Origin of the sequence: Psychrobacillus lasiicapitis (assembly GCF_006861795.1) — a bacterium.
Taxonomy (GTDB): domain Bacteria; phylum Bacillota; class Bacilli; order Bacillales_A; family Planococcaceae; genus Psychrobacillus; species Psychrobacillus lasiicapitis.
In genome coordinates this window covers 114,043-137,983 of the sequence record NZ_VDGH01000005.1, presented here as the reverse complement: position 1 = coordinate 137,983, position 23,941 = coordinate 114,043, and the positions used below count along the sequence as shown (strand labels likewise).

Below are 23,941 nucleotides of genomic sequence, written 5' to 3'. Positions count from 1 at the left end.
CATGATGAAAAGTGAAAGAACAGTAGAAGAACTTGAGAGACCACTAGTAAACAAACTAGTTGAACTAGATGGGATTACGTTAGATAGACATAAAATAGAAAGTGTTGTATTTGGAAATGCGAAAGTGGTCGTACCCGAAGCAGATTTAATTCGAGTTAGAGCAAGCCGTGAACGAATTGAAAAACAATTGAAAGACGGGAAAGTTATCTACGGAGTAAATACTGGGTTCGGCAAATTAAGTGATATTGAAATTGAAAAAGACGATATTGCGAAATTGCAGTTGAATTTACTTCGTGCAGATGCAGTAGGTGTTGGGGAACCATTACCAAAACCAGTAGTAAGAGCGATGATGGTGCTTCGTGCCAATGCACTAGCGAAAGGCTTTTCAGGAATTAAAGAAGACACGCTTTTATTGTTAGTCGATATGATTAATAAAGGTGTACATCCAGTTGTTCCTTGTAAAGGTTCCGTTGGTGCAAGCGGTGACTTGGCGCCGTTATCTCATATTGCAATCGTATTAATCGGTGAAGGAAAAGCAGAGTACGAAGGGGAAGTTCTTTCAGGCGAGGAAGCGCTTAAGCGTGCAGGGTTAAAACCAGTTAAGCTAGAAGCAAAGGAAGGGCTTGCTTTAATTAATGGAACCCAAGCAATGTCCGCTGTTGGCGTAGTTGCTCTAAATGAGGCAGAGCGTGTTGGCTTAGCTGCAGATATGGCTGCATGTCTCACAATGGAAGCGCTTCAAGGAATCATTTCTGCATTCGATAGGGAATTATTAGCAGTGCGCCCGCATCCTGAATTGGAATTTGTTGCTTCACGAATGAGAAAATGGTTGGAAGGTAGTAAACGGATTACGCACCAAGGAGAAGTGCGTATGCAAGATGCCTACTCTATTCGTTGCATACCGCAAGTACACGGAGCTTCTTGGCAAGCGTTCAATTATGTAGAAGATAGATTGAAAGTGGAAATAAATTCGGCGACGGACAATCCAATTATTTTAGAAAGTGGAGAAATCATTTCAGGCGGGCATTTCCATGGTCAACCAATTGCACTAGCAATGGATTTCTTGAAAGTAGGAGCAGCTGAGTGGGCGAATATTTCCGAGCGTAGGACAGAGCGACTTGTTAATCCGCAGTTAAGTGGCTTATCACCTTTCTTAGCAATGGATCCAGGCTTGGAATGCGGTTTGATGGTTGCACAATATGCAGCAGCAGCACTAGTTTCCGAGAATAAAGTACTTGCTCACCCTGCAAGTGTTGACTCTATTCCGACATCCGCAAACCAAGAAGACCATGTTAGTATGGGGACAATCGGATCCAGGCAAGCTCGAGAAATTATTCATAACAGTGCAAGAGTAATAGCTATAGAGTTAATATGTGCTTCACAAGCTATTTATTTGGAAAAAGCTGAAAACCAACTGGCTACGTCGACAAGAAAATACCTAGAAAGGGTAAGAAAAATATGCCCTCCGTTAGAAAGTGACCGAGCAATTTCAGACCAAATGGAGGAATTAGCACAATATATTTTACGAGCAGATGATTTGAAATAATTGTCATTCTAAAAAACGGTGGCAAATGAAAAGAAGGGTCAATGGAGGAAAATCCATTGACCCTTTTTAATAGAAGAAAACAATGAAATTCAAATACTTATTTCTTTCCGTAAACTAGAAGATGGTATATTGAGTTCTTCTCGATATTTACTGATTGTTCGTCTAGATATGTTGATCCCGTTTTCTGTGTTTAAATAATCGGCTATTTTTTGATCGGATAATGGCTTTGTTTTGTTTTCGTTTTTTATGAAATTGGCTAAAAGCTCTTTTACTTCGGTTTGTGAAATAGAACTTCCGTCTGCCGTTTCTAACTTGGATGTAAATAATGACTTGAGATCAAATGAACCACGTGGTGTCTGGATGACTTTGTGCATCGTAGCACGACTTATGGTGGATTCATGCATATCTATTTCCATTGCGACTTCTTTTAAGGTCAGTGGCTTTAAGGAACTATATCCTTCTGTAAAAAACTTTTTTTGTTTTTCTAGCAGGACTTTCACTATTTTCAATATCGTTGAACGTCTTTGCTCAATGCTACTTAACAACCATTTATATTGTGTGTATTGATTGTTTATGTATTTGGACGTTTCATCCTTTTCTTGAAGCAATCCTGCATATTCATTGTTAAAGTGAATTTCAGGTAAGTAACCATCATTTAAATAATATGTGAAATTGCCTTCTTTATATTCCACAATAATATCTGGATTTACATATTCTACGGAATCATCAGAGCTACTGAAACTTGGCTTTGGATCAAGTGCTTGAATGAAATCATACATTTCCTTTACATCTGCCAAAGAGATTTTCATAAGCCGTGCAATTTCGTTCCATTTTCTATTTGCTAATAAATCAAAATGATTTTCAAGTAAAGTTTGAACTAAATTTGCTTCTGGAAACTCATATATTACCTGCAACATCAAGCATTCCTGCAAGCTTCTAGCGCCAATTCCAACTGGGCCAATCTGTTGCAGAAGATGAATACCTCTTTCTATCGTGTTCTCATCAAAAGGATCTTGATCTGTTACATGAAAATAGCCATTATCGTCTAAATTATAAATGATATAGTAAAGAAGTTGCTGATCCTCTTTCTGTTTAAAATATAACTTAGCTTCCTGGTATAGCTTTTCTCTCTTACATATATCTCGGCCTTTTACGTAGTCAATAAGTTGTTTAGTTGAACTGGAGGACAATTTTCTAGTGGACTTTTCAACAGATGAAAAATCCTTCGAATGTTCTTCGAGCTCTATTAATGGATTTTCTAATTCCTTTTCTTTTATATATTGATAAAGATCATAAGTGGAGTATTGTAATAATTCAATGGCTTGCCTTAGCTGAAAGGTCATTGTTAAACTTTGTTCTTGTCTTTGATTGAGAACGAGTTCCATAGTTATCCCCCTCATAAAATCTTAATGGTTTGAAAGCGTTTTCTTTTAATTATTACCTATTATACTACGGATTTGTTTGATTGGCGATCCAAAAATAGAATATTTTTAATAGTATGATATAGTAGTGTAAAATAAAATGGAGCAAGGCGATTTTGTTTGCCTTGCTCCATTAGAATCATATTAACCTCTTTTACGCTGACGAACCATTAAGAAAATACCAAACAAAACGCCGATAAATGACATGATTGAAATAATGAAATAAAACGAATGGCCACCTAATTCATGATATATATATCCTCCAGCGTACGACGCGATAATACCGGACAATCCAAAGAACAAAAGCGCAAGAACGGTTTGGCCAGTAGCTCTCCATTCTTTCGGCATAATTTGGTATAAATATTGGATTGCAGCAGTATAGAAAATGGGGAATGTAACCATTTGCAATATTTGAACGGCCGTTAATGCAATGGGATTAGAGACAAAGGCAGACACTAGAAAACGGACAAAATAGAAAAATGTCGCAATCGTAATCATTTCAAGCTCTTTACCTTGCCGCAGCCACCAGAAACTTAGAGCAAAAATAACAATTTCACTTGTGGCTGATATGAAAAAAGTAACCCCGACTAATGAAGCATCTCCTCCAAGTGCTAGCATATGAATTCCTAAAAAAGTATCATTCATACGTGCTGGTACTGAACTGATAAATATCAATACTAAAAATAAGAGCATTTCTTTATTTTTTAATACTTGTTTCAGTCCAGCCATAGTGATCGGTTTCGAGGAAGCTTGTACATTTGGCATCAACCAAACAATGACGAATGATATAAGTCCCAATAAGACAAATAATATCGAAATGCTACCCATACCAAAATAATCCATCGCAAAACCTGCAATTAACGACAACACAGCATATCCGAGTGCTCCATATGTGCGAATGGAACCGTAGCTGATGCGCGCCATTTCAGAAACCGTGAAATTTAAACTCTCGGTCAGTGGATCTAGTGGCATGAGGAAAAAATAAACGAGCAATGCAAAAACGATAAGTAATACATAGCTGTTTACGTTAAATAGAAAGTATCCCGAAATCGCAGTAAAACAAACGAGTAATAGCATGACTCTACGGATGGTTTTTGTCTTATCACTGATAAATCCCCATAGAGGCTGTGCAACTAGCGTCACAAAACCCCCAGTTCCAATGATTAATCCTATCTCACTAGCCGATAAACCTTGTTCTCCTAAATATACTGGTAAAAAAGGAATAAAGAGTGCAAGCAAGCCAAAAAATAAAAAGTTATATCCTTTTAATAAAACATGTACTTTCAAATAAATTCTCCTTACTAAGTACGGAAATGATTCCTTTAATTGTATCTGACTTTGGTCGGGAATAAAATATTCAGAAGGGATATCATAGCATATTTAACTAACTTATAGAATCGTAAAGAGGAAAAATCCTTCCTTATAGAGAAAATGCATAATAAGATAAATTGGAGGTCACACGATGGGCAATATAGATAAAAGAAATCGTTTGGATGAAAATCCATTTAGTTATCAAATTACAAAAGATGATACAGTTTTCATCCTATTTCAAGGAAAACGAGTGAAAACTTTAAAAGGCAAGGAGGCAGAAAAATTTTTAGAAAGAATAGAAGATGCAGTAGACGAAAAAGAAGAGCAATTAATTTTAGCAAAAATTACTGGGAACTTTAAACGTGGAAATGAGCGAAGAAAGTAGAGGGTGTAGAATAGAATGTTGAGGAAATATGGGGATCGTTCAGATTGGAAACGAGTTATTCAAAGGGAGTATGCTCAATCTTACTTAGGGACAAAAGATTTTACAGGATACATTACTCTTTTAAATCTACTTCAAGTCACCGAGCCGCTTTGGGTGCAATACGGAGAAAAGAGAATTTGTATAGTAGATAATAATTATATGTGGCTGCAGCATTTTCCGTTGGAGAAAAATTATGCCGTCACTACGATGTTTGATGCTAAAGGGGAAATCGTACAATGGTATATCGATATCTGCCATGAAGTAGGATGGGAGAATAGTATACCTTGGATGGATGATTTAATTCTAGATATTGTGGTCTTACCTACCGGAGAAGTTTTTCAATTGGATGAAGAGGAATTAGAGGAAGCGCTTGAAAATGGTAGTATCAATCAGGAAATGTATGATTTAGCGAGAAATGAAGCCGCTAGGATTACTACTTGTATAAAGGAAAATCAATTTAAACTTCTTGATTTTTCAAAAATTCATCGAGAAGTGTTAGAAGAACATTTGAAAAAGGCGGAAAATGAACATGCGTAAAGTAGTGGTAGAAGCGTATTCAGCAGACTGGAAGAATAGGTTTGAGGAAGAAGCAGTAGTACTTCGAACAATTTTTGGTAACGAAATTCAATGGATTCATCATATTGGAAGCACATCGATTGATGGGTTGAGTGCCAAACCAATTATTGATATGATGCCAATAGTTGGGGATATCTCAAAAATTGATAGCTTTAACAACGCAATGATAGCTATTGGATATGAACCAAAAGGTGAAAACGGTTTAACTGGTAGAAGGTATTTTCAAAAGGGAGGTAACGATCGGACGCATCATGTTCACATATATGAAGCTGGTAATCTCGGGATTGAACGACATTTAGCTTTTCGAGATTACTTGAACACACATCCCCATGTTAAAAAGAAGTATGGGGATTTAAAAGAATCATTAGCTAGGCAGTTTCCATACGATATTGAATCATATATTAATGGAAAAGAACAACTAGCATCGGAAATAGAACGAGATGCACTTAAATGGTACAAAATTGACAAAACAGTTCATCGATAATTCGTTATTTGTTGGTTTTAGTATCAAAATAGAAGTTGTTTCTTCAAAAGAAATCGGGAGGTAAATATGTTAACGAATCTACTTACCAATCTATTAAAGATAAACTATCCGATCATTCAGGCGCCAATGGCAGGAGGAATTACTACATCCAATTTAGTAGCTGCTGTATCGAATAACGGTGCACTAGGCATGATCGGGGCAGGGTATTTAAGCCCTGCGCAATTACAGAAACAAATTCGCGAAATAAAGGAACTCACATCCAACAGCTTTGGGGTTAACTTATTTGTGCCGAATGATTTTCAGGTGAAGGAAGATGAAGTGGATATAGCAAGTAATTTATTGCATCAATTTCGAGCACAATTAAATATAGAAAATGACCAAAGTGTGATTCCTGAGAAGGATGGTGCACTCAAAGCATACAATGAGCAAATTGAAATAGTCATAGAAGAAAAAGTGCCAATCTGTTCTTTTACTTTCGGTGTTCCTTCTATTGAAATAATTTCACAGTTAAAGCAACATGGAATCATTTTAATAGGAACTGCTACAACAGTTGTGGAGGCAATGGCTATTGAGGAATTAGGAATGGATGCCGTTGTAGTGCAAGGAAGTGAGGCAGGGGGACATAGGGGTAACTTTATAAGTAGTCACGAGGAAAGCTTAGTTGGTTTAATGTCATTGATTCCTCAAGTTGCAGACCAGGTCTCCATACCGGTAATTGCGGCTGGAGGTATAATGGATGGAAGGGGGCTGCTTGCTTCTATTTCCTTAGGAGCACAAGCTGTTCAAATGGGTACAGCCTTTTTAACCTGTGAAGAAAGTGGAGCCCATCCGGTGCATAAAGAAGCAATTTTACAAGCGAAAGATGAAGATACCATTTTCACTCGTGCATTCTCTGGTAAATGGGCAAGAGGCATTCAAAATAAGTTTATAACTGAAATGCAGGAGCATGAGGCGGAAATCCTACCATTCCCAGTCCAAAATACATTCACACAATCGATTCGAAAAGCTTCGTCCTCACAAAACAATAAAGATTTTATGTCGCTTTGGTCAGGTCAAAGTCCAACACTAGCAAAAAATGAGACAGTAGAGATGCTCATACAACGAATTATTAAACATGCCGAAAAAGGATGATTTAGATGGTCAACAACCTTACAAAAATGAAGATTTTAAAGCCAGCGAGTGAAGTATTTGAAGCGTTCGTAGATCCAACAAAAATAGGGAACTTTTGGTTCTCATCAAGCTCAGAAAAATGGCAACAAGGTAGAACAATCACATTAGAGTATAAAGAATATAATGCAATCGTTGAAATTCTAATAATGGAAATCGAAGACAATAAAAAAATTGTGTTTCAATGGGGAGAGCCAGAACAAGAACGTACTGTAACTATTTCCCTAACAGAACAAGATGACTTAATTACAATTGTGGAAGTAAACGAGGAAGGTTTTAAAGAAGAGCATTCTGATTTTTACCACCAGCTTATTGACAATAAAGAAGGATGGGTATTTATGTTAACCTGTTTAAAGGGCTATTTGGAGCTTGGTGTGAATACATTAAGAACAGGATTGGCAAAGTAACAAGATAGAAATAAACGCATGAAGTAAAATATATTTTCTTCGGGCGTTTTTTCTTTATTTATATGTCCAACAAACAAAAGCAAAATTTCAGTCACTAACAAAGCATGACCTGTATAGTGTATCAATATCCTTCACATTATAAGGAAACTGCGCGGTAAGTCTTTATTAGGTATCCGCCATGATTTTCGCTACAGGGTGGACGCTTTCCGCGGGCACGGCTTCAATCTCCTCGTCGCTCACGCTCCTGCGGGGCTTTCAGCTCGTGCTGTTCCCGCTGGAGTCGCCACCCTTTCGCTACAATCCAGTAGAGTTTGCTAATTACTAGACATAATGCACTAGATCTAGTACTACATTGTTTTTTCTATAGGGAAAACCTATGGTTAATTGAATAAGACATACTTTATAGTGATTATTAGTAGGTTCGATTGATTGGAGTGCAAGGCGGCGACTCCTGTGGGATTAGCGTGACAGGTGAGACACCGCACGTAGAGTTAGCGCAGGAGGAGGCTCACAGCTCGCCCCAAGGAAAGCGTCCGCCTGGAGCGGAAATCATGGCGAACATCTGAAGCTCTTTACCGCGCATTTTCCCTATTATGTGCAATATTCCATTTTTCGTTCCCCTGAACTAAGTTGTATCGGAGACATGCGCTTTTATGTTTCGATTTATAAAAATCTCCCTTATACAGTTAAAACCTTCTCTTATTTGCGAGGTTCATCGCTTTCCCTGTATTAGCAAAATGCCACTTGGTGATTGATTTTAAGAAATCAGTTCCATGCTTCAAATAAATTTTCGCTGCTATTTCATCGACTTTGCTGCTCGCTCCTTTAGGGATAGTTGTACCCGCTATTTCGGTCAGACGATCCATTTCCTTTAAGAATGCATATCTTGCAATAATGGAAGCAGCTGCAACGGAAACATGTAATTGCTCAGCTTTTGTAGAAAAAAGGACATTTTCGCGAATAATTTCTTTTTCCGCTTTAATATGATTATAGTAAATACCACGTTCTGCAAACTGGTCTATTAATATATAGGCCGGTTTCTCTGGAGCCATTTTCTTTAATACATGTTTTAGAGCTTGGTTGTGCATAAGTGCTTTTATCTTCCCTTGGGACCATCCACGACTTTGTATGTCATTATATTTTTCGTTTTTTAATACTAAAACATTATGTGTTAGGGTGGCCATTAAATCGGGAGCCATTTTACGCATAATATCATCCGTCAGCATTTTGGAGTCTTTGACACCTAGTTCTTTTACTAGCTCTACTTGATCTTCTCGAACGTAACAAGCACAAACAGTAATGGGACCGAAATAGTCACCGGTTCCTGTTTCGTCTGAACCAATGACAGAAGCGGTCTCAAATTGCTTAGGTAATGTATCTCCTTTTGTATTCCCGCTGAATACTTTTTCCACTTGTTTATTTGTAGCTCCATTCCAAAGAGAAGCCTCTCTAGCTGCTCCATTTCCCTGAAACATAACTTTACCAGATTTATAGATGGTGACTGCGGTATCTGCTAGCTTTGCAGCGAAAACAACTCCAGGAGCGGATCTTTCTACTTTATATTTGGCATAATGCGCTTTGACTTTTTGTATTTCTTCGGGTTTCATTAATAATACTTCGTTTGACATTCGGTTGTTCCTTTCTTCACATCGTAATCTATTTCGTGTTATTATTGTAATTAGGATTTTTGCGGGGAGGGTATGACTTTGTCAGAACAGCAAAAAACGAGAATTTCTGTTGAAATATATGGGCAAACTTATAAAATGGTAGGCTCCGAAACTACTGGTCATATGCGTCTTGTAGCCTCCATGGTGGATGATAAAATGCGAGAAATACAAGCACATAATAGTCAGCTAGATATTCCAAAACTTGCGGTGCTTACTGCGGTGAATGCGGTAAACGATTACATAAAAATAAAAGAGCAATTAGAAATACTAGAAGCTGAATTGAAAAAATTAAAGGACTGAAAAAATGTTAGATATTCTTATATTAATTTTATTAGTTGCCGGTTTGATCACCGGTGCAAAACGAGGGCTAATTGTCCAACTCATTCATATGACCGGTTTTATCATCGGACTTATTGTTGCGTACACTTATTATAAACCACTGGCAGACAAATTTGTTCTATGGATTCCGTTTCCAGCGATAACTGCTGGATCGAAGTTGACAATTGCAGTAGAGAATTTGGAATTGGACCAAACTTTTTATCGTGTTATTGCTTTTGTTCTTATTTTTATAGCGGTGAAACTGGTTCTTCAGTTGATCGCTTCTATGTTTGATTTCTTGAAATATTTGCCTATTCTTGGCTTTGTGAGTAATCTTGTAGGAGCTGTATTAGGCTTTATCGAATTTTACTTTATCTTATTTGTTCTATTATATGTGTGTGCCCTGTTACCAATCGATTTTATTCAAAACTTAATATCGACGTCCATCTTAACTGGGTGGATGTTGGAACACACGCCGATTTTATCGGAATTAGTGAAGAATTGGTGGTATATCTATATAGAAAAATGACTTCTCTCACTAGAGGGAAGTTTTTTTAGCTTCATTCTGTAGAGGTCACCGATTTTCAAAAGGAGCTATTGTCATGGATAAAAAAACAATCATAAAAACATTAGAAAAAATTGCTTTATATATGGAATTACAAGGAGAAAATTCTTTTAAAGTATCTGCTTTCCGAAAGGCGGCACAAGTATTAGAACTAGATCCACGTAGCCTAGCAGAGATGGATAATATATTAAAGCTAAAAGGAATAGGTGCCTCCACTGGTGCAGTTATTGAAGATTTACTAAATACAGGAGTTTCCTCTCTGTTAGTAGATCTTCAAAACACAGTACCTAGTGGCTTACTGCCGATGCTGAAAATTCCAGGGCTGGGCGGCAAAAAAATTGCGAAGTTATATAAAGAATTACAAATCGATTCGATGGATGCATTAAAATTAGCATGTGAAGCAGAAAAAGTACAAACATTAGCTGGATTCGCAGCAAAAACAGAAAAGAAAATTCTCACAGAGATTGAAAACCTACAATCGAAACCAGAGCGTACTGCAGTATGGCAACTAGAACCAATTGTAGAAATGGTCGAAAGCAAGCTAGCTACTATAGGGGAGATTGAAAAATATTCGGTTGCTGGTTCATACCGAAGAGTCAAGGAAGCAAGTAAAGATATTGACTTTATCATTGCTACAAAATCCCCACAAGAGGTACGAGAATTACTTTTAAACGAACTACCAGTGTTAAAAGTAATCGCGGCTGGAGATACGAAGGTTTCTGTTACACTAGATGGAGAAAACGAAATCGACGTAGATTTCCGTTTAGTCGAATTGCATCAATATGCTTCTGCATTAAATCATTTTACAGGCTCGAAAGACCATAATATTAAGATGAGACAAATTGCAAAAGAACAAGGAAAGAAAATAAGTGAATATGGTGTGGAACTTGAAGATGGTTCCATGCAACATTTCCATTCTGAAGAGGAATTTTATGCGTATTTCGACTTACCATTTATACCACCGACCGTTCGAGAAGATGGCTCGGAGTTTTCGAAATTGGACCAATTACCATTACTCGTTACATTAGAGGATATTAAAGGTGATTTTCATATGCACTCCACTTGGTCGGATGGTGCCCATTCTATCGAAGAAATGGTGGAAGCTAGCCGAGCGAAAGGTTATTCCCATATTGTAATAACGGATCACTCCGATTATTTAAAAGTAGCTAATGGTTTGTCCAAAGTACGGTTATTGAAACAAATCGAAACAATTCACGAATTAAAGAATAAATACACCGATATCGAAATTTTCACTGGAACTGAAATGGATATTCTTCCAGATGGATCGCTCGATTTTGAGGATGAGTTATTAAAGCAATTGGATTTTGTCATTGCTTCCATTCATTCAAGTTTTAGTCAGCCACAAGAAAAAATCATGGAACGATTATACAATGCGGTCAAGAATCCATATGTCCACATGATTGCCCATCCGACTGGAAGAATTATCGAGCAACGAAATGGATATAATCCAGATGTACCGACATTAATCGAATGGGCAAAGGAAAACGGAAAAGTATTAGAATTAAATGCAAACCCGTATCGACTTGACTTGCAAACGGAATATTTAAAACTAGCACAAGAAAAGGGCGTGCCTTTAGCAATCAATACAGACGCGCATCATATCGCTCAATTAAAATATATGGATATTGGCGTACGCTATGCACAAAAAGCATGGTTACACAAAGAAACAATTGTAAATACTTGGACGTTAGAGAAGTTTAAACAATTTATCAAGAAATAATGAGGAGGTGCGCTAGTGATAGCTGAAAGAGCACTGAAAACGTTAGAATATTATAAAATACGAGAAGAAGTGGCAAAATATTGTACCTCTTCTGTAGGAAAAAGCCATATAGACAAACTAGTGCCTTCTGTCGATTTTGCAGAAGTAACGAAGCTTTTAGAAGAAATGGATGAAGGATTGTCTATTCTTCGTCTTAGAGGCAATGTACCGATGGGAGGCATTACAGATATCCGCCCACATGCAAAGCGAGCGCAAATAGGTGGTATGTTAAGCCCAATCGAGTTAATGGAAACAGCAAGTACTATTCGTGCCAGTAAAATTTTACGTCAGTTTTTAGAAAATGTAGCTGAGTCAGAAGATGTAGCAATTCCACATTTTCTAGAGAAAAAAGAAGCAATGCCGATTCTTACGGCGCTTGAGCATGAGATAAATGATTGTATCGATGAAAACGGGGCTGTATTAGATAGTGCAAGCAGTACTCTGCGGGCGATCCGTCAGCAATTGCGCATTCAAGTGAGTCGCGTACGAGAAAAACTCGAAAGCTACACAAGAGGTGCAAATGCATCTAAAATGCTTTCGGATTCTATCATAACGATTCGCAATGATCGATATGTAATACCGGTGAAGTCAGAGTACCGCAGTCATTATGGTGGGATTATTCATGATCAATCGTCATCAGGTCAAACTTTGTTTATCGAGCCTTCAGCAGTCGTACAAATTAATAATGAAATCCGTAGTTTAAAAGTAAAAGAACAAGAAGAAATTGAACGAATCCTGATCAAATTGACAGCAGAAGTAGAAATAGTCAGTCATGATATCTTCTTATTAGTCAATATTTTAGGTGAAATCGACGTTGTTTTAGCAAAAGCTAAATATGGACAAGCAGAGAAATGTACGATGCCAATTATTAATAATGATGGGTACATTCGTTTAGTAAAAGCGAGACATCCACTTATCCCGATGGACACAGCTGTTACGAATACAATCGAATTTGGGAAAGATATTACGGCAATCGTTATTACTGGACCAAATACAGGTGGTAAAACAGTAACGTTAAAAACCGTTGGGCTGTGTACCTTGATGGCGCAAAGTGGAATCCCAATTCCGGCACTGGACGGATCAGAAGTAGCGCTATTTGAATCGGTATTTGCAGACATAGGAGATGAGCAGTCGATTGAGCAAAGCTTAAGTACATTTTCATCTCATATGGTGAATATTGTAGACATTTTGAAAAAATATGATGAAAAATCCTTAATTATTTTTGATGAGCTTGGTGCAGGAACTGACCCACAAGAGGGAGCAGCCCTTGCCATTTCTATTTTAGATGCAGTGCATGGAACTGGAGCACGAGTGATGGCCACCACCCATTATCCTGAACTAAAAGCGTATGGATACAACCGACCAGGTGTTGCGAATGCCAGTGTTGAGTTCGATGTGGAAACGCTAAGCCCAACTTATAAATTGCTAATAGGGGTTCCTGGACGCAGTAATGCTTTTGAAATTTCCGAGCGACTTGGTCTACCGTCGCATATTATTTCCCAAGCGCAAACATACACGGGAGCAGATCGCGGTGAAGTCAATTCGATGATTGCCTCTTTAGAAGCAAGTAGAAGACAAGCCGAAAGAGATGCAGAAGAAACAGAAGAGCAGCTAGAAGAAGCAAAACAAGTAAAAGAGGATTTAGAGCAAAGGCTAGCTGAGCTAGAACAAAAGAAAGAGCAATTAGAGCAAAAAGCAAAAGACAAAGCTAAAAAAATTATAGAGGACGCTAGACGCGAAGCAGATGAAATCATTAGTGACCTTCGTAAAATGCAGGCAAATACGCATAAATTAGTAAAAGATCATGAACTAATCGATGCCAAAAAACGTTTGGACGCAGCACTTCCAACAAATCCAGTATTAAAAAAACAAAAGAAATTAAACGAGCGTGCAAAAGAATTGAAAGCTGGAGACGAAGTAAAAGTACTAAGCTTTGGACAAAAAGGTACCTTATTAGAAAAACTGTCGAAGTCTGAATGGTCAGTGCAAATAGGTATGCTAAAGATGAAATTAGATGAATCTGATTTGGAATATATTAAACCGGAAAAGCAAAAACAAACCGTTTCTGTCAATGCAGTTCGTGGCAGAGATTCTCATGTGAAATTGGAGCTTGACCTTCGTGGAGAAAGATACGAGGATGCGCTTATTCGAACAGAAAAATATTTAGATGATGCCATTTTAGCAAATTATCCTCGCGTTTCTATTATTCACGGAAAAGGAACCGGCGTATTAAGACAAGCCATTCAGCAGTACTTGAAAAACCATTCGCGCGTGAAAAGCTACCGTTTTGGTGAATCGGGAGAAGGCGGTCACGGAGTTACGGTAGTCGAATTAAAATAAAGAAAAAGAATTTGAAACTTCTTATCTATTCACACGTATAGTAAGGAAAATTTAAAGGGGTTTTTAGCATGTTGCTTTCTGGTTTTTGGGCAAACCCACTAGTGGAGTCAGCTGGTTATTTTAGTGTCGTTATTTTATGTTTAGTTGTTTCCATGGTTATATTTGAACTTGTTACAAAGTATAAAAACTGGGAAGAAATTAAAAAAGGGAATGTCGCTGTTGCAATGGCAACTGGCGGAAAAATCTTTGGAGTATGTAATATTTTTAAGTATTCAATAGAACAGCATAATTCATTTTTTCAAATGATTGGTTGGGGATTATTCGGTTTTACTTTGCTAATCATCGCATACTTGCTATTTGAATTTTTAACCCCAAGTTTTAATGTGGATAAAGAAATAGAAAATGATAATCGCTCCGTCGGATTTATTTCCCTTATTATTTCCGTTGGCCTATCATTTGTTATAGGAGCGAGCATTTCATAGGAGCGATTGTAATGGAAAAATTGTCGAAAGTTTTAATTGCTGTAGGCATACTTTTTGTCCTTGTCGGAATAATATATGTAGTAATGGATTAATAGGATGAGTGAACAGCTCATTTTAGAGACTGTTGAGATAAAATAATCACAACAGTCTCTTTTTCTAATATGAAATAAATTGAATTGTCATTCATTTATCTTTATAATGAAAGTATGAATGTTCGAACGATTATGAAATAAGGGGGCAAAAGAATGACAGAGAAGATTTGGCTTTCCCAATATCCAACTGAGATCCCACATACGCTTTCCTATGAATCTATTCCAGTCCAAGAATACCTAACAAGAACGTATAACAAATTCCCAGAAAAAATAGCTATTCATTTTATGGGAAAAGATGTGACCTACAAGGAGCTCTATGAATCTTCCTTAAAATTTGCGAACTATTTACAAATGCTAGGCATTCAAAAAGGGGACAGAGTAGCTATTATGCTACCAAATTGCCCGCAAGCGGTTATTGGCTATTACGGTGCTTTATATGCAGGGGCAATAGTAGTGCAAACAAATCCGTTATATACAGAGCGAGAAATTTCTTACCAGATGAAAGATTCGGGTGCGAAAGCAATTTTAGCATTAGATATTCTATATCCTCGAATTTCGAAAGTAATAAAAGACACAGATCTTGAAAATATCATTCTAACAGGCATTAAAGATTACCTTCCTTTCCCCAAAAACTTGGTGTATCCTTTTATACAAAAGAAGCAATACGGATTTAGTGTAAAAGTGGAGCATAGGGGGATCAACCATTTATTCCCTGAAATAATGAAAGTAGCAAAAGCAAATCCAATCGATATGCCTTTTAACTTTGACGAGGACATTGCGCTTTTACAATATACAGGTGGTACTACGGGGTTTCCAAAAGGAGTTATGTTAACGCATAAAAATTTAATATCGAATGCATCAATGTGTGATGCATGGCTATATAAATGCAAGAAAGGTGAAGAAAGCATACTAGGCATTTTACCTTTTTTCCATGTGTATGGGATGACCACTGTCTTAATATTGGCTGTTATGTTAGGTAATAGAATGATATTATTGCCAAAGTTTGATGTGGAAACTGCGCTTAAAACGATTGATAAACAAAAGCCGACTCTATTTCCTGGTGCACCAACTATCTACATTGGCATATTAAATCATCCGGATGCAGAAAAATATGATTTATCTTCTATTGTAGCTTGTTTGAGTGGATCTGCTGCCCTACCTTTAGAAGTACAAGAGAAGTTTGAAAAAGTTACGGGTGGTAGACTAGTAGAGGGCTATGGATTAACCGAAACTTCCCCTGTATCTCATGCGAACTTAATCTATAGCGAGAATCGAGTGAAAGGTTCAGTTGGTATACCGTGGCCAGATACAGATGCGGCCATTTTCAGTTTAGAGTCCACAACTCCACTTCCTCCTGGAGAAATTGGAGAAATAGCAGTTAAAGGTCCTCAGGTCATGAAAGGTTATTGGAATCGTCCGGAAGAAACGGAGATGACAATGCGTGACGGTTGGCTTTTAACAGGGGATTTAGGATATATGGATGAAAGCGGTTACTTTTATGTCGTAGACCGGAAAAAAGATATGATTATAGCTGGTGGCTATAATATATATCCGCGTGATGTGGAAGAAGTGCTGTATGAACATCCTGCGATACAAGAATGTGTGGTTGCGGGAGTACCTGATGCATATCGTGGAGAGACGGTAAAAGCGTACATCGTGTTAAAAGAGGGAGCGTCCACCACAGAAGAAGAGTTAAATACATTCTGTCGTGAAAATTTGGCCTCATTTAAAGTACCAAGAATTTATGAGTTTAGAAAAGAACTACCAAAAACAGCGGTTGGAAAAATATTAAGAAGAACTTTAATAGAGGAAGAAAAATTAAAGCAAGTAGCGCAAGAGCAAACATCCTAGATTTGTTATAAAAGTAGAGATTCACATATTGACATTACTGAAAATTAAATATAATATAAAAATATGAATGAATAATCATTCATATTTTTATTTTTTCCAAATTTATTAACCTAGGCCAAAGAAATTATTGCCTATTGATGTAATTGAGTATTGGTGGTGAATATATTGAAAAAAGACAAGCCGAAATATAAGCAAATTATAGATGCAGCCATTATCGTAATTGCTGAAAATGGCTATCATCAGTCACAAGTATCTAAAATTGCTAAACAGGCTGGAGTGGCGGATGGAACCATTTACTTGTATTTTAAAAACAAAGAAGACATATTAATCTCCGTATTTGAAGAAAAGATGGAGGTATTCGCGGAAAATCTAAAACAAATAATTGAAATAGACGCGAGTGCATCAGAGAAATTATTCCAAATGATTGAAAATCATTTTAACGTACTTGCGAGTGATCATCATTTAGCAACCGTTACTCAATTAGAGTTAAGGCAGTCAAATTTGGCCCTGCGTTTACGTATAAATGCCATATTAAAAAATTACTTAGTGCTACTAGATTCCATTTTAAAAGAAGGTATTGAAAATGGAGAATTTAATGAAAAGATAGATATTCGGTTAGCAAGACAAATGATTTTTGGTACAATAGATGAGACGACCACTACTTGGGTGATGAATGAGTATAAATATAACATTATAGACTTAACTCCTAAAGTACATCGTCTATTATTAAATGCTATAAAAGTATAACAAAGGGGAAGTGAAAGAATGGGATTTTTGTCATGGGAAATCGAAGACGGTGTAGCTACGGTTATACTAAATCGTCCACCAGCAAATGCGCTTGCAAGAGGGGTAATCTTAGAGATTAATGATCTTTTAGATGCAGTTGAAAATGATGACGCAGTTCGTGTTCTTTTGCTTAAAGGGGAAGGTAGATTCTTTTCTGCTGGTGCGGATATTAAAGAATTTACTGCTGTTTCCACAGGTGAAGAATTTTCCGAATTAGCTGAAAGTGGGCAGATGATCTTTGAAAGATTAGAAAGATTTTCAAAGCCGGTCATTGCAGCAATTCATGGTGCTGCCCTCGGTGGTGGTCTAGAATTAGCGATGAGCTGTCATATACGTCTTGTTTCAGAAAATGCTAAGCTTGGCCTACCAGAATTACAATTAGGTTTAATACCTGGATTTGCTGGAACTCAGCGTCTTCCACGCTATGTTGGATTTGCAAAAGCGGCAGAAATGCTGTTAACAAGCGATCCAATCAGTGGCTCAGAAGCAGCTAAAATTGGTTTAGCCAATCACGCATATCCTGAAGAAGAGCTATTCAGTCGTGCACAAGAGCTTGCAGTCAAAATTGCAAAGAAAAGCCCGATCGCTGTAAAAGCAGCATTAGACATGCTCCAATATGTTAAGCCAGCCTCATATTATGAAGGGGTGCGAGCGGAAGCGAATGTTTTTGGAAGTGTGTTTATTTCAGATGATGCAAAAGAAGGTATTTCTGCATTTTTAGAAAAAAGAGAACCAGTTTTTAAAGGCAAGTAATTAGATGCTAAGGGAGGATAACTAAATGAATATTTATGTTTTAGTGAAACGCACATTTGATACAGAAGAAAAAATCGTAGTGAGTGGCGGTAAAATCCAAGAAGATGGAGCAGAATTCATCATCAATCCTTATGATGAATATGCGATTGAAGAAGCAATCCAAGTTCGCGACGCACAGGGTGGAGAAGTAACTGTACTTACTTTGGGCGGAGAAGATGCGGAAAAACAACTTCGCACAGCACTAGCTATGGGAGCCGACAAAGCTGTTCTTATTAACATAGAAGATGATGTAGAAGAGCTGGATCAGTTCACAGCTGCTCAAATCATTTCGGAATACTTAAAAGATAAAAATGCTGATTTAATATTAGCAGGAAATGTTGCAATTGACGGTGGGTCTGGACAAGTTGGACCACGTGTTGCTGAGTTACTAGGTATCAACTATGTAACAACTATTACGAATCTTGAAATCGACGGGACTTCTGTTTCAATCAAACGTGATGTAGAAGGGGATACAGAGGTTCTAGAAACTTCTTTACCACTTCTTGTTACAGCACAACAAGGTTTGAACGAGCCGCGTTATCCGTCTCTACCGGGAATCATGAAAGCGAAGAAAAAACCTTTAGAAGAAGTAGAGCTAGATGATTTAGATATTGACGAAGATGATGTAGAAGCGAAAACAGAAACATTAGAAATTTATTTACCTCCTAAAAAGGAAGCTGGAAAAGTATTAGAAGGCGAACTAGCTGACCAAGTAAAAGAGTTAGTTCAATTACTTCATTCGGAAGCTAAAGTCGTTTAATGTTATTTGAATTAATACTCAACAAAACGGGAGGAAAAGAATATGTCTAAAAAAGTATTAGTACTTGCAGAAGCGCGTGAAGGAGCTCTACGTAACGTTTCTTATGAAGCAATCGCTGCTGGAAAACAAATTTCAAATGGCGGGGAAGTTGTTAGTGTTCTATTAGGAGATTCAGTGCAAGGTTTGACAGCTGAACTCGGCAAATATGGTGCAGATCGTGTAATCACGGTGGAACATCCTCATTTAAAACAATATACATCAGACGGATATGGACAAGCATTGCTGGCTGTTATTGAACAAGAAAATCCACAAGCAATCGTATTCGGACATACTGCTTTAGGGAAAGATATCTCTCCAAAAATTGCAAGTAAATTGCAAATCGGATTAGTATCCGATGTGACAGCTATTGAAGGAGAAGGAGACGCGGCAGTATACATTCGCCCAATCTATTCTGGTAAAGCATTTGAGAAGGTGAAAGTAAAGGATGGTATCGAATTTGTTACGATTCGTCCAAACAATATTGCACCATTTGCAAAAGATGACAGTAAATCAGCAGATGTCTCTTCGTTATCGGTAGATATTACAAACCTTCGAACAATTATTAAAGAAGTGGTTCGTAAATCATCTGAAGGTGTAGATTTATCTGAAGCAAAAGTTGTTATCGCTGGTGGACGTGGAGTGAAGAGCGAAGAAGGTTTTGCTCCATTAAAAGAGCTTGCAGACGTATTAGGTGGAGCAGTTGGAGCTTCTCGAGGAGCTTGTGACGCGGACTACTGTGATTACTCCCTTCAAATTGGGCAAACTGGTAAAGTTGTAACACCGGATCTATATATCGCAGCAGGTATTTCAGGAGCTATTCAGCATTTAGCTGGTATGTCGAACTCGAAAATAATTGTAGCGATCAACAAAGATCCAGAAGCAAACATTTTCAAGGTGGCAGACTACGGAATTGTTGGCGATTTATTCGAAGTTATCCCAATGCTTACGGAAGAATTTAAACAATTGAAAGTAAATGCTTAATAAGGACTCGGCTCTTTTTTAGAGCCGAGTTTTTACTTGTATAGATATAGCTCCAGCACCTTGCCCCTCGGAGGCATAGGCGCTTTCACTTTTCGTGTAAGCTAATATGTAGATGTAGCAATATGAGTCTGCTATAATCTATTTATAGGTAACTAAAGGAGGAATTTTTAATGGCAATAGTTCATGGAACAGATCAGACTTTCTCACAAGAGATTGAGAAAGGTTTAGTATTAGTAGATTTTTGGGCAACATGGTGTGGGCCTTGTAAAATGATTGCTCCTGTACTTGAAGAAATGGACGCTGAAATGAGCGATAAAGTAAAAATCGTTAAAGTGGATGTGGATGAAAACCAAGCAACTGCTAGTCAATTTGGTATTATGTCTATCCCAACTCTAGTATTATTCAAGGATGGTCAACCAGTAGACAAAGCTGTTGGTTTCCAACCGAAAGAAGCACTAGTTCAATTTGTAGAAAAAAACGCATAATATAAAACCGGGTCCTCTAAGGTGCCCGGTTTTTTTAAACGGGTGATAAAATGAATGATTTGATACAACAAAAATGTGCCATATTACCAGGCGAACCTGGATGTTACTTGATGAAGGATCGGCAAGGAACCATCATTTATGTCGGCAAAGCAAAAGTATTGAAAAATCGTGTACGTTCTTATTTTACTGGATCACATGATGGGAAAACACAAAGATTAGTACAAGAAATAGTTGATTTTGAATATATCGTTACATCGTCAGAGTTAGAAGCCCTTATTCTAGAACTTCATCTCATCAAAAAGCATGATCCAAAATATAATATTATGCTAAAGGACGATAAAACGTATCCATACATTAAAATAACTGCAGAAAAAAATCCAAAATTAATCATTACAAGACAAGTGAAAAAGGATAAAGGGAAATATTTTGGTCCCTATCCAAATGCACATGCAGCTTTTGAGACAAAAAAACTATTAGATCGAATATACCCATTAAGAAAGTGTGCAAAATTACCAGATCGTGTTTGCTTATATTATCACTTAGGTCAATGTCTAGCTCCATGTGTAAAGGAGATAGAGGATTCCACTTATAAAAAGTTAACGGATGAAATTACAAGCTTTTTAAACGGTGGTTATACAGATGTAAAAAAAGAATTAACGGAGAAAATGACAGAGGCAGCAGAAAACTTAGAATTCGAACGTGCGAAAGAGTATAGAGACCAAATATCTAATATTGAAATGGTTATGGAAAAACAAAAAATTACAATCAACGATTTTACGAGTCGTGATATATTTGGTTATGCCGTCGATAAAGGGTGGATGTGTGTCCAAGTATTTTTTATCCGACAAGGAAAACTAATCGAACGAGATGTATCGCTTTTTCCTTTATATCGTGATCCGGAAGAAGAGTTTTTAACGTTTTTAGGTCAGTTTTATGCAAAGCCTGAGCATATTAAACCTAAAGAGGTGTTCGTTCCTCATGATACAGATGTCCATTTAGCTTCTGAATTATTAGAAATGAAAGTGTTCACTCCTCAAAAAGGCTTGAAAAAAAACTTAGTAGATCTTGCAAAGAAAAATGCAGTACTTGCTTTAAGTGAGAAGTTCCAACTGATAGAAAGACAAGAAGAGCGCACGATAGGAGCTGTGGAGGAATTAGGGAATGTGATGGGGATTGCCACTCCAAACCGAATTGAAGCATTTGATAATTCTCATATACATGGAACCGACGCTGTTTCAGCGATGGTTGTCTTTGTAGATGGTAAAGCATATAAAAAGGACTATCGAAAATATAAGACGAGAACTGCTGCCAAACATGATGATTACGGAGCGATGCGAGAGGTCATTCGAAGAAGATACACACGAGTGTTGAAAGAAAATCTACCTTTACCAGATCTCATTATTATCGATGGAGGAAAAGGGCAAATAGAAGCTGCTCGAGAAATTTTAGAGGATGAGTTAGGCTTAGAAATTCCTATTGCTGGGCTTGCAAAAGATGGAAAGCACCAAACTTCACAGCTACTTTACGGAAATCCTATTGATTTAATTCCAATGAAGCGGACGAGTGAAGGATTTTATTTGTTACAGCGTATTCAGGACGAGGTACACCGCTTTGCTATTACGTTCCATCGTCAACAAAGAGGAAAACATACAATTGCTTCTTCTTTAGATGGTATTGAAGGAATAGGTCCGAAACGAAAAAAAATACTATTAAAGCATTTCGGATCGATCAAGAAAATGCAGGCAGCGACGAAGGAAGAATTTATAGAAGCAGGGCTTTCTAGCAAGCTAGCAGAAACAATGGTAGAACATTTTCAGAAAAAGTAATTGTCTTCTGAATTTTCTTGTGGTATGGTTGATACAATTTAATATTCACTATAAACTTGAAGCAGCTTTTGCTGCTTCAAGTTAAGCCTGCGGCGGATGTCACAGATTTTGAATTGCGCTAGCGCAATTCAAAATCTGGACGCAATTACGCCGAGGCGTAATTGATAAGTGAAGATAGAGGTGCAAACTGACAAGAGTACTTAGCAGGAGGATGAAAAGATCCGTCAATTGCTAAAGGAAAGGGTCATTTGCCGAAACCTAGTATAGCTTTTCCTATTCTAGGTTGGTTCTGCATTGAAGAAATGTAGGATTGTCAGAATTCAGTATTCTGGAGGGCTATCTCACATGGACATTATTTGACCGTGTATGAGACAATGCTTTTCACAATATGTGGAAAGCATTTTTTAATCCTTACAGATAAACAAGGGAGAGAATATGCATGAGTAAAATTGTGATGAAATTCGGTGGTACTTCTGTAGCAAATACAGAAAAAATTGCAAGCGTAGCAAACAGAATCAGTAAAGAGAAAGAAAAAGGGCATGATATTGTTGTAGTCGTATCAGCTATGGGTAAAGCAACAGATGAGTTGGTAAATTTAGCGAATGAAATAACAGAAAATCCTTCCAAACGCGAAATGGACATGCTTCTCTCGACTGGAGAACAAGTGACCATGTCATTACTAGCGATTCAATTAAATGCACTAGGTCTAGATGCCGTCTCTCTTACTGGTTGGCAAGCAGGACTCGTGACAGATAATGTACATAAAAATGCAAGAGTAGAGAAAATGGATGGCTCTAAAATAAGCGACTTATTGAAAGAAGATAAGATCGTAATTGTTGCTGGCTTTCAAGGGGTTTCAACTGATGGGGAAATCACAACTCTTGGAAGAGGTGGGTCAGATACAACGGCAGTTGCAATTGCAGTCACGATTGAAGCGGATGTATGTGATATTTATACAGATGTAGAAGGGGTATACACATCGGATCCAAGATACGTTACAAATGCTAGAAAACTAGAACAATTAGAATACGATGAAATGCTTGAGCTTGCAAATCTAGGTGCTGGAGTACTTCATCCGCGAGCAGTCGAATTTGCAAAAAACTATAAAATACCATTAAGAGTACGTTCAAGCTCTGCAGAAAATGAAGGAACAATTTTAAAGGAGGAAGTAGATGTGGAAAATAATTTAGTAGTGCGTGGGGTAGCATTTGAATCGGATATTGTGCGTTTAACGATAGAGTATGATGTGCCGTTTAATGGTTCACTAGCATCAATTTTTACGACTCTTGCGGAAAATCATATAAATGTTGATATTATTGTGCAATCCATTGTAGATGGAGTAAGACCTGCTGTTTCATTCTCTATTAAAAAAGAGTCTTTAGCAGAAGCAATTACAGTTCTTGAAACCCATAAAAAAGCGCTCGGCTTTACATTTGCGGACTTTGAGGTAGGCTTAGCGAAAGTTTCTATCGTTGGTTCGGGAATGGTATCCAATCCTGGAGTTGCCGCGCAAATGTTCGATCGACTTCGCCAAGAAAATATTCCAGTGAAAATGGTAAGTACATCCGAGATAAAAGTTTCTGTTGTTGTCCCTCAAGATGAGATGATTCACGCTGCCAATGCGTTGCATGATGAATTTGACTTGGCAATCAAACAATAACAGATTAAGCAACTAGGCTTTTAGGGTCGTGACATTGTTACGGCCCTTGTTTACTTTGCTTGGAGTGTCTGCTTAGATTCAAAGAGTCGCTATTAACTTAGGTTGATCTAAGTAAATTCGTTCCAGTAAATATAATCAATAAATGGCTTAACAAAACAAAACCGACTTTGAACGCGACAAA

Annotated in this window: 22 protein-coding genes and 1 riboswitch; of the genes, 19 read left to right on the top strand and 3 right to left on the bottom strand. The window is 37.5% G+C overall.

All coding sequences use genetic code 11. The features are described 5' to 3' along the window. Positions 1-4: 4 nt before the first annotated feature. Complete coding sequence (gene hutH, locus FG382_RS09815; protein WP_142538728.1) at positions 5-1,546, top strand: histidine ammonia-lyase; 1,542 nt, start codon at positions 5-7, stop codon at positions 1,544-1,546. Between the two features lie 89 nt (positions 1,547-1,635). Here hutH and rpoN read toward each other — a convergent pair whose 3' ends face one another. Together rpoN and FG382_RS09805 are read right to left on the bottom strand one after the other, a co-directional pair. Then, on the bottom strand, positions 1,636-2,931 hold the full coding sequence (gene rpoN, locus FG382_RS09810; protein WP_142538727.1) for an RNA polymerase factor sigma-54: 1,296 nt from the start codon (positions 2,929-2,931) through the stop codon (positions 1,636-1,638). A 180-nt stretch (positions 2,932-3,111) separates the two neighbouring features. Next, positions 3,112-4,254 (bottom strand): MFS transporter, encoded by a 1,143-nt coding sequence (locus FG382_RS09805; RefSeq protein ID WP_142538726.1) that lies wholly within the window; start codon positions 4,252-4,254, stop codon positions 3,112-3,114. A gap of 175 nt (positions 4,255-4,429) precedes the next feature. Between FG382_RS09805 and FG382_RS09800 the strand changes: the two genes are divergently transcribed. From FG382_RS09800 to FG382_RS09780, 5 genes are all read left to right on the top strand, one after another. Then, a complete protein-coding gene (locus FG382_RS09800) occupies positions 4,430-4,663 on the top strand; it encodes a hypothetical protein (RefSeq protein WP_142538725.1) in 234 nt (77 codons plus the stop codon). A 15-nt stretch (positions 4,664-4,678) separates the two neighbouring features. Continuing rightward, positions 4,679-5,239: a ribonuclease FAU-1 family protein gene (locus tag FG382_RS09795; RefSeq protein WP_142538724.1), complete on the top strand. Its 561-nt coding sequence runs from the start codon at positions 4,679-4,681 to the stop codon at positions 5,237-5,239. Continuing rightward, on the top strand, positions 5,232-5,762 hold the full coding sequence (locus FG382_RS09790; RefSeq protein ID WP_142538723.1) for a GrpB family protein: 531 nt from the start codon (positions 5,232-5,234) through the stop codon (positions 5,760-5,762). Before FG382_RS09795 ends, FG382_RS09790 begins: the two co-directional genes overlap by 8 nt. A gap of 66 nt (positions 5,763-5,828) precedes the next feature. Beyond that, positions 5,829-6,893, top strand: a complete 1,065-nt coding sequence (locus tag FG382_RS09785; protein ID WP_142538722.1) for an NAD(P)H-dependent flavin oxidoreductase — start codon at positions 5,829-5,831, stop codon at positions 6,891-6,893. A 26-nt stretch (positions 6,894-6,919) separates the two neighbouring features. After that, complete coding sequence (locus tag FG382_RS09780) at positions 6,920-7,336, top strand: SRPBCC domain-containing protein (RefSeq protein WP_244950531.1); 417 nt, start codon at positions 6,920-6,922, stop codon at positions 7,334-7,336. Between the two features lie 686 nt (positions 7,337-8,022). On the opposite strand, the gene rnhC is transcribed toward FG382_RS09780, so the two are convergent. Beyond that, positions 8,023-8,964, bottom strand: coding sequence for a ribonuclease HIII (gene rnhC / locus FG382_RS09775; RefSeq protein WP_142538720.1), 942 nt, complete (start codon positions 8,962-8,964; stop codon positions 8,023-8,025). Between the two features lie 78 nt (positions 8,965-9,042). On the opposite strand from rnhC, the gene zapA reads away from it, so the two are divergent. The 13 genes from zapA (at position 9,043) to FG382_RS09710 (ending at position 23,760) form a co-directional block, all read left to right on the top strand. Continuing rightward, on the top strand, positions 9,043-9,303 hold the full coding sequence (gene zapA / locus FG382_RS09770; RefSeq protein WP_142538719.1) for a cell division protein ZapA: 261 nt from the start codon (positions 9,043-9,045) through the stop codon (positions 9,301-9,303). 4 nt (positions 9,304-9,307) lie between these two features. Continuing rightward, complete coding sequence (locus FG382_RS09765) at positions 9,308-9,850, top strand: CvpA family protein (RefSeq protein WP_142538718.1); 543 nt, start codon at positions 9,308-9,310, stop codon at positions 9,848-9,850. 73 nt (positions 9,851-9,923) lie between these two features. Continuing rightward, on the top strand, positions 9,924-11,627 hold the full coding sequence (polX, locus tag FG382_RS09760; RefSeq protein ID WP_142538717.1) for a DNA polymerase/3'-5' exonuclease PolX: 1,704 nt from the start codon (positions 9,924-9,926) through the stop codon (positions 11,625-11,627). A gap of 15 nt (positions 11,628-11,642) precedes the next feature. Continuing rightward, entirely contained in the window at positions 11,643-14,006 is a 2,364-nt protein-coding gene (locus FG382_RS09755; protein WP_142538716.1) for an endonuclease MutS2, read from the top strand. A gap of 68 nt (positions 14,007-14,074) precedes the next feature. Further along, positions 14,075-14,488, top strand: coding sequence for a DUF350 domain-containing protein (locus FG382_RS09750; protein ID WP_142538715.1), 414 nt, complete (start codon positions 14,075-14,077; stop codon positions 14,486-14,488). Between the two features lie 245 nt (positions 14,489-14,733). Continuing rightward, positions 14,734-16,431, top strand: coding sequence for a long-chain-fatty-acid--CoA ligase (locus FG382_RS09745; protein ID WP_142538714.1), 1,698 nt, complete (start codon positions 14,734-14,736; stop codon positions 16,429-16,431). A 165-nt stretch (positions 16,432-16,596) separates the two neighbouring features. Then, positions 16,597-17,178: a fatty acid metabolism transcriptional regulator FadR gene (locus FG382_RS09740; RefSeq protein WP_142538713.1), complete on the top strand. Its 582-nt coding sequence runs from the start codon at positions 16,597-16,599 to the stop codon at positions 17,176-17,178. A gap of 18 nt (positions 17,179-17,196) precedes the next feature. Next, positions 17,197-17,970, top strand: coding sequence for an enoyl-CoA hydratase (locus FG382_RS09735; RefSeq protein ID WP_142538712.1), 774 nt, complete (start codon positions 17,197-17,199; stop codon positions 17,968-17,970). A gap of 25 nt (positions 17,971-17,995) precedes the next feature. Then, positions 17,996-18,769, top strand: coding sequence for an electron transfer flavoprotein subunit beta/FixA family protein (locus FG382_RS09730; RefSeq protein ID WP_142538711.1), 774 nt, complete (start codon positions 17,996-17,998; stop codon positions 18,767-18,769). Positions 18,770-18,811: 42 nt separating this feature from the next. Beyond that, the gene (locus FG382_RS09725) at positions 18,812-19,789 is read left to right on the top strand and encodes an electron transfer flavoprotein subunit alpha/FixB family protein (RefSeq protein ID WP_142538710.1); all 978 of its coding nucleotides are present in this window, start codon (positions 18,812-18,814) and stop codon (positions 19,787-19,789) included. 170 nt (positions 19,790-19,959) lie between these two features. After that, positions 19,960-20,274 (top strand): thioredoxin, encoded by a 315-nt coding sequence (gene trxA, locus FG382_RS09720; RefSeq protein WP_142538709.1) that lies wholly within the window; start codon positions 19,960-19,962, stop codon positions 20,272-20,274. 50 nt (positions 20,275-20,324) lie between these two features. Then, complete coding sequence (gene uvrC, locus FG382_RS09715; protein ID WP_142538708.1) at positions 20,325-22,100, top strand: excinuclease ABC subunit UvrC; 1,776 nt, start codon at positions 20,325-20,327, stop codon at positions 22,098-22,100. Between the two features lie 167 nt (positions 22,101-22,267). Further along, positions 22,268-22,447: riboswitch (Lysine riboswitch) on the top strand. Between the two features lie 92 nt (positions 22,448-22,539). Beyond that, on the top strand, positions 22,540-23,760 hold the full coding sequence (locus FG382_RS09710) for an aspartate kinase (protein WP_142538707.1): 1,221 nt from the start codon (positions 22,540-22,542) through the stop codon (positions 23,758-23,760). The last annotated feature ends 181 nt before the right edge of the window (positions 23,761-23,941 follow it).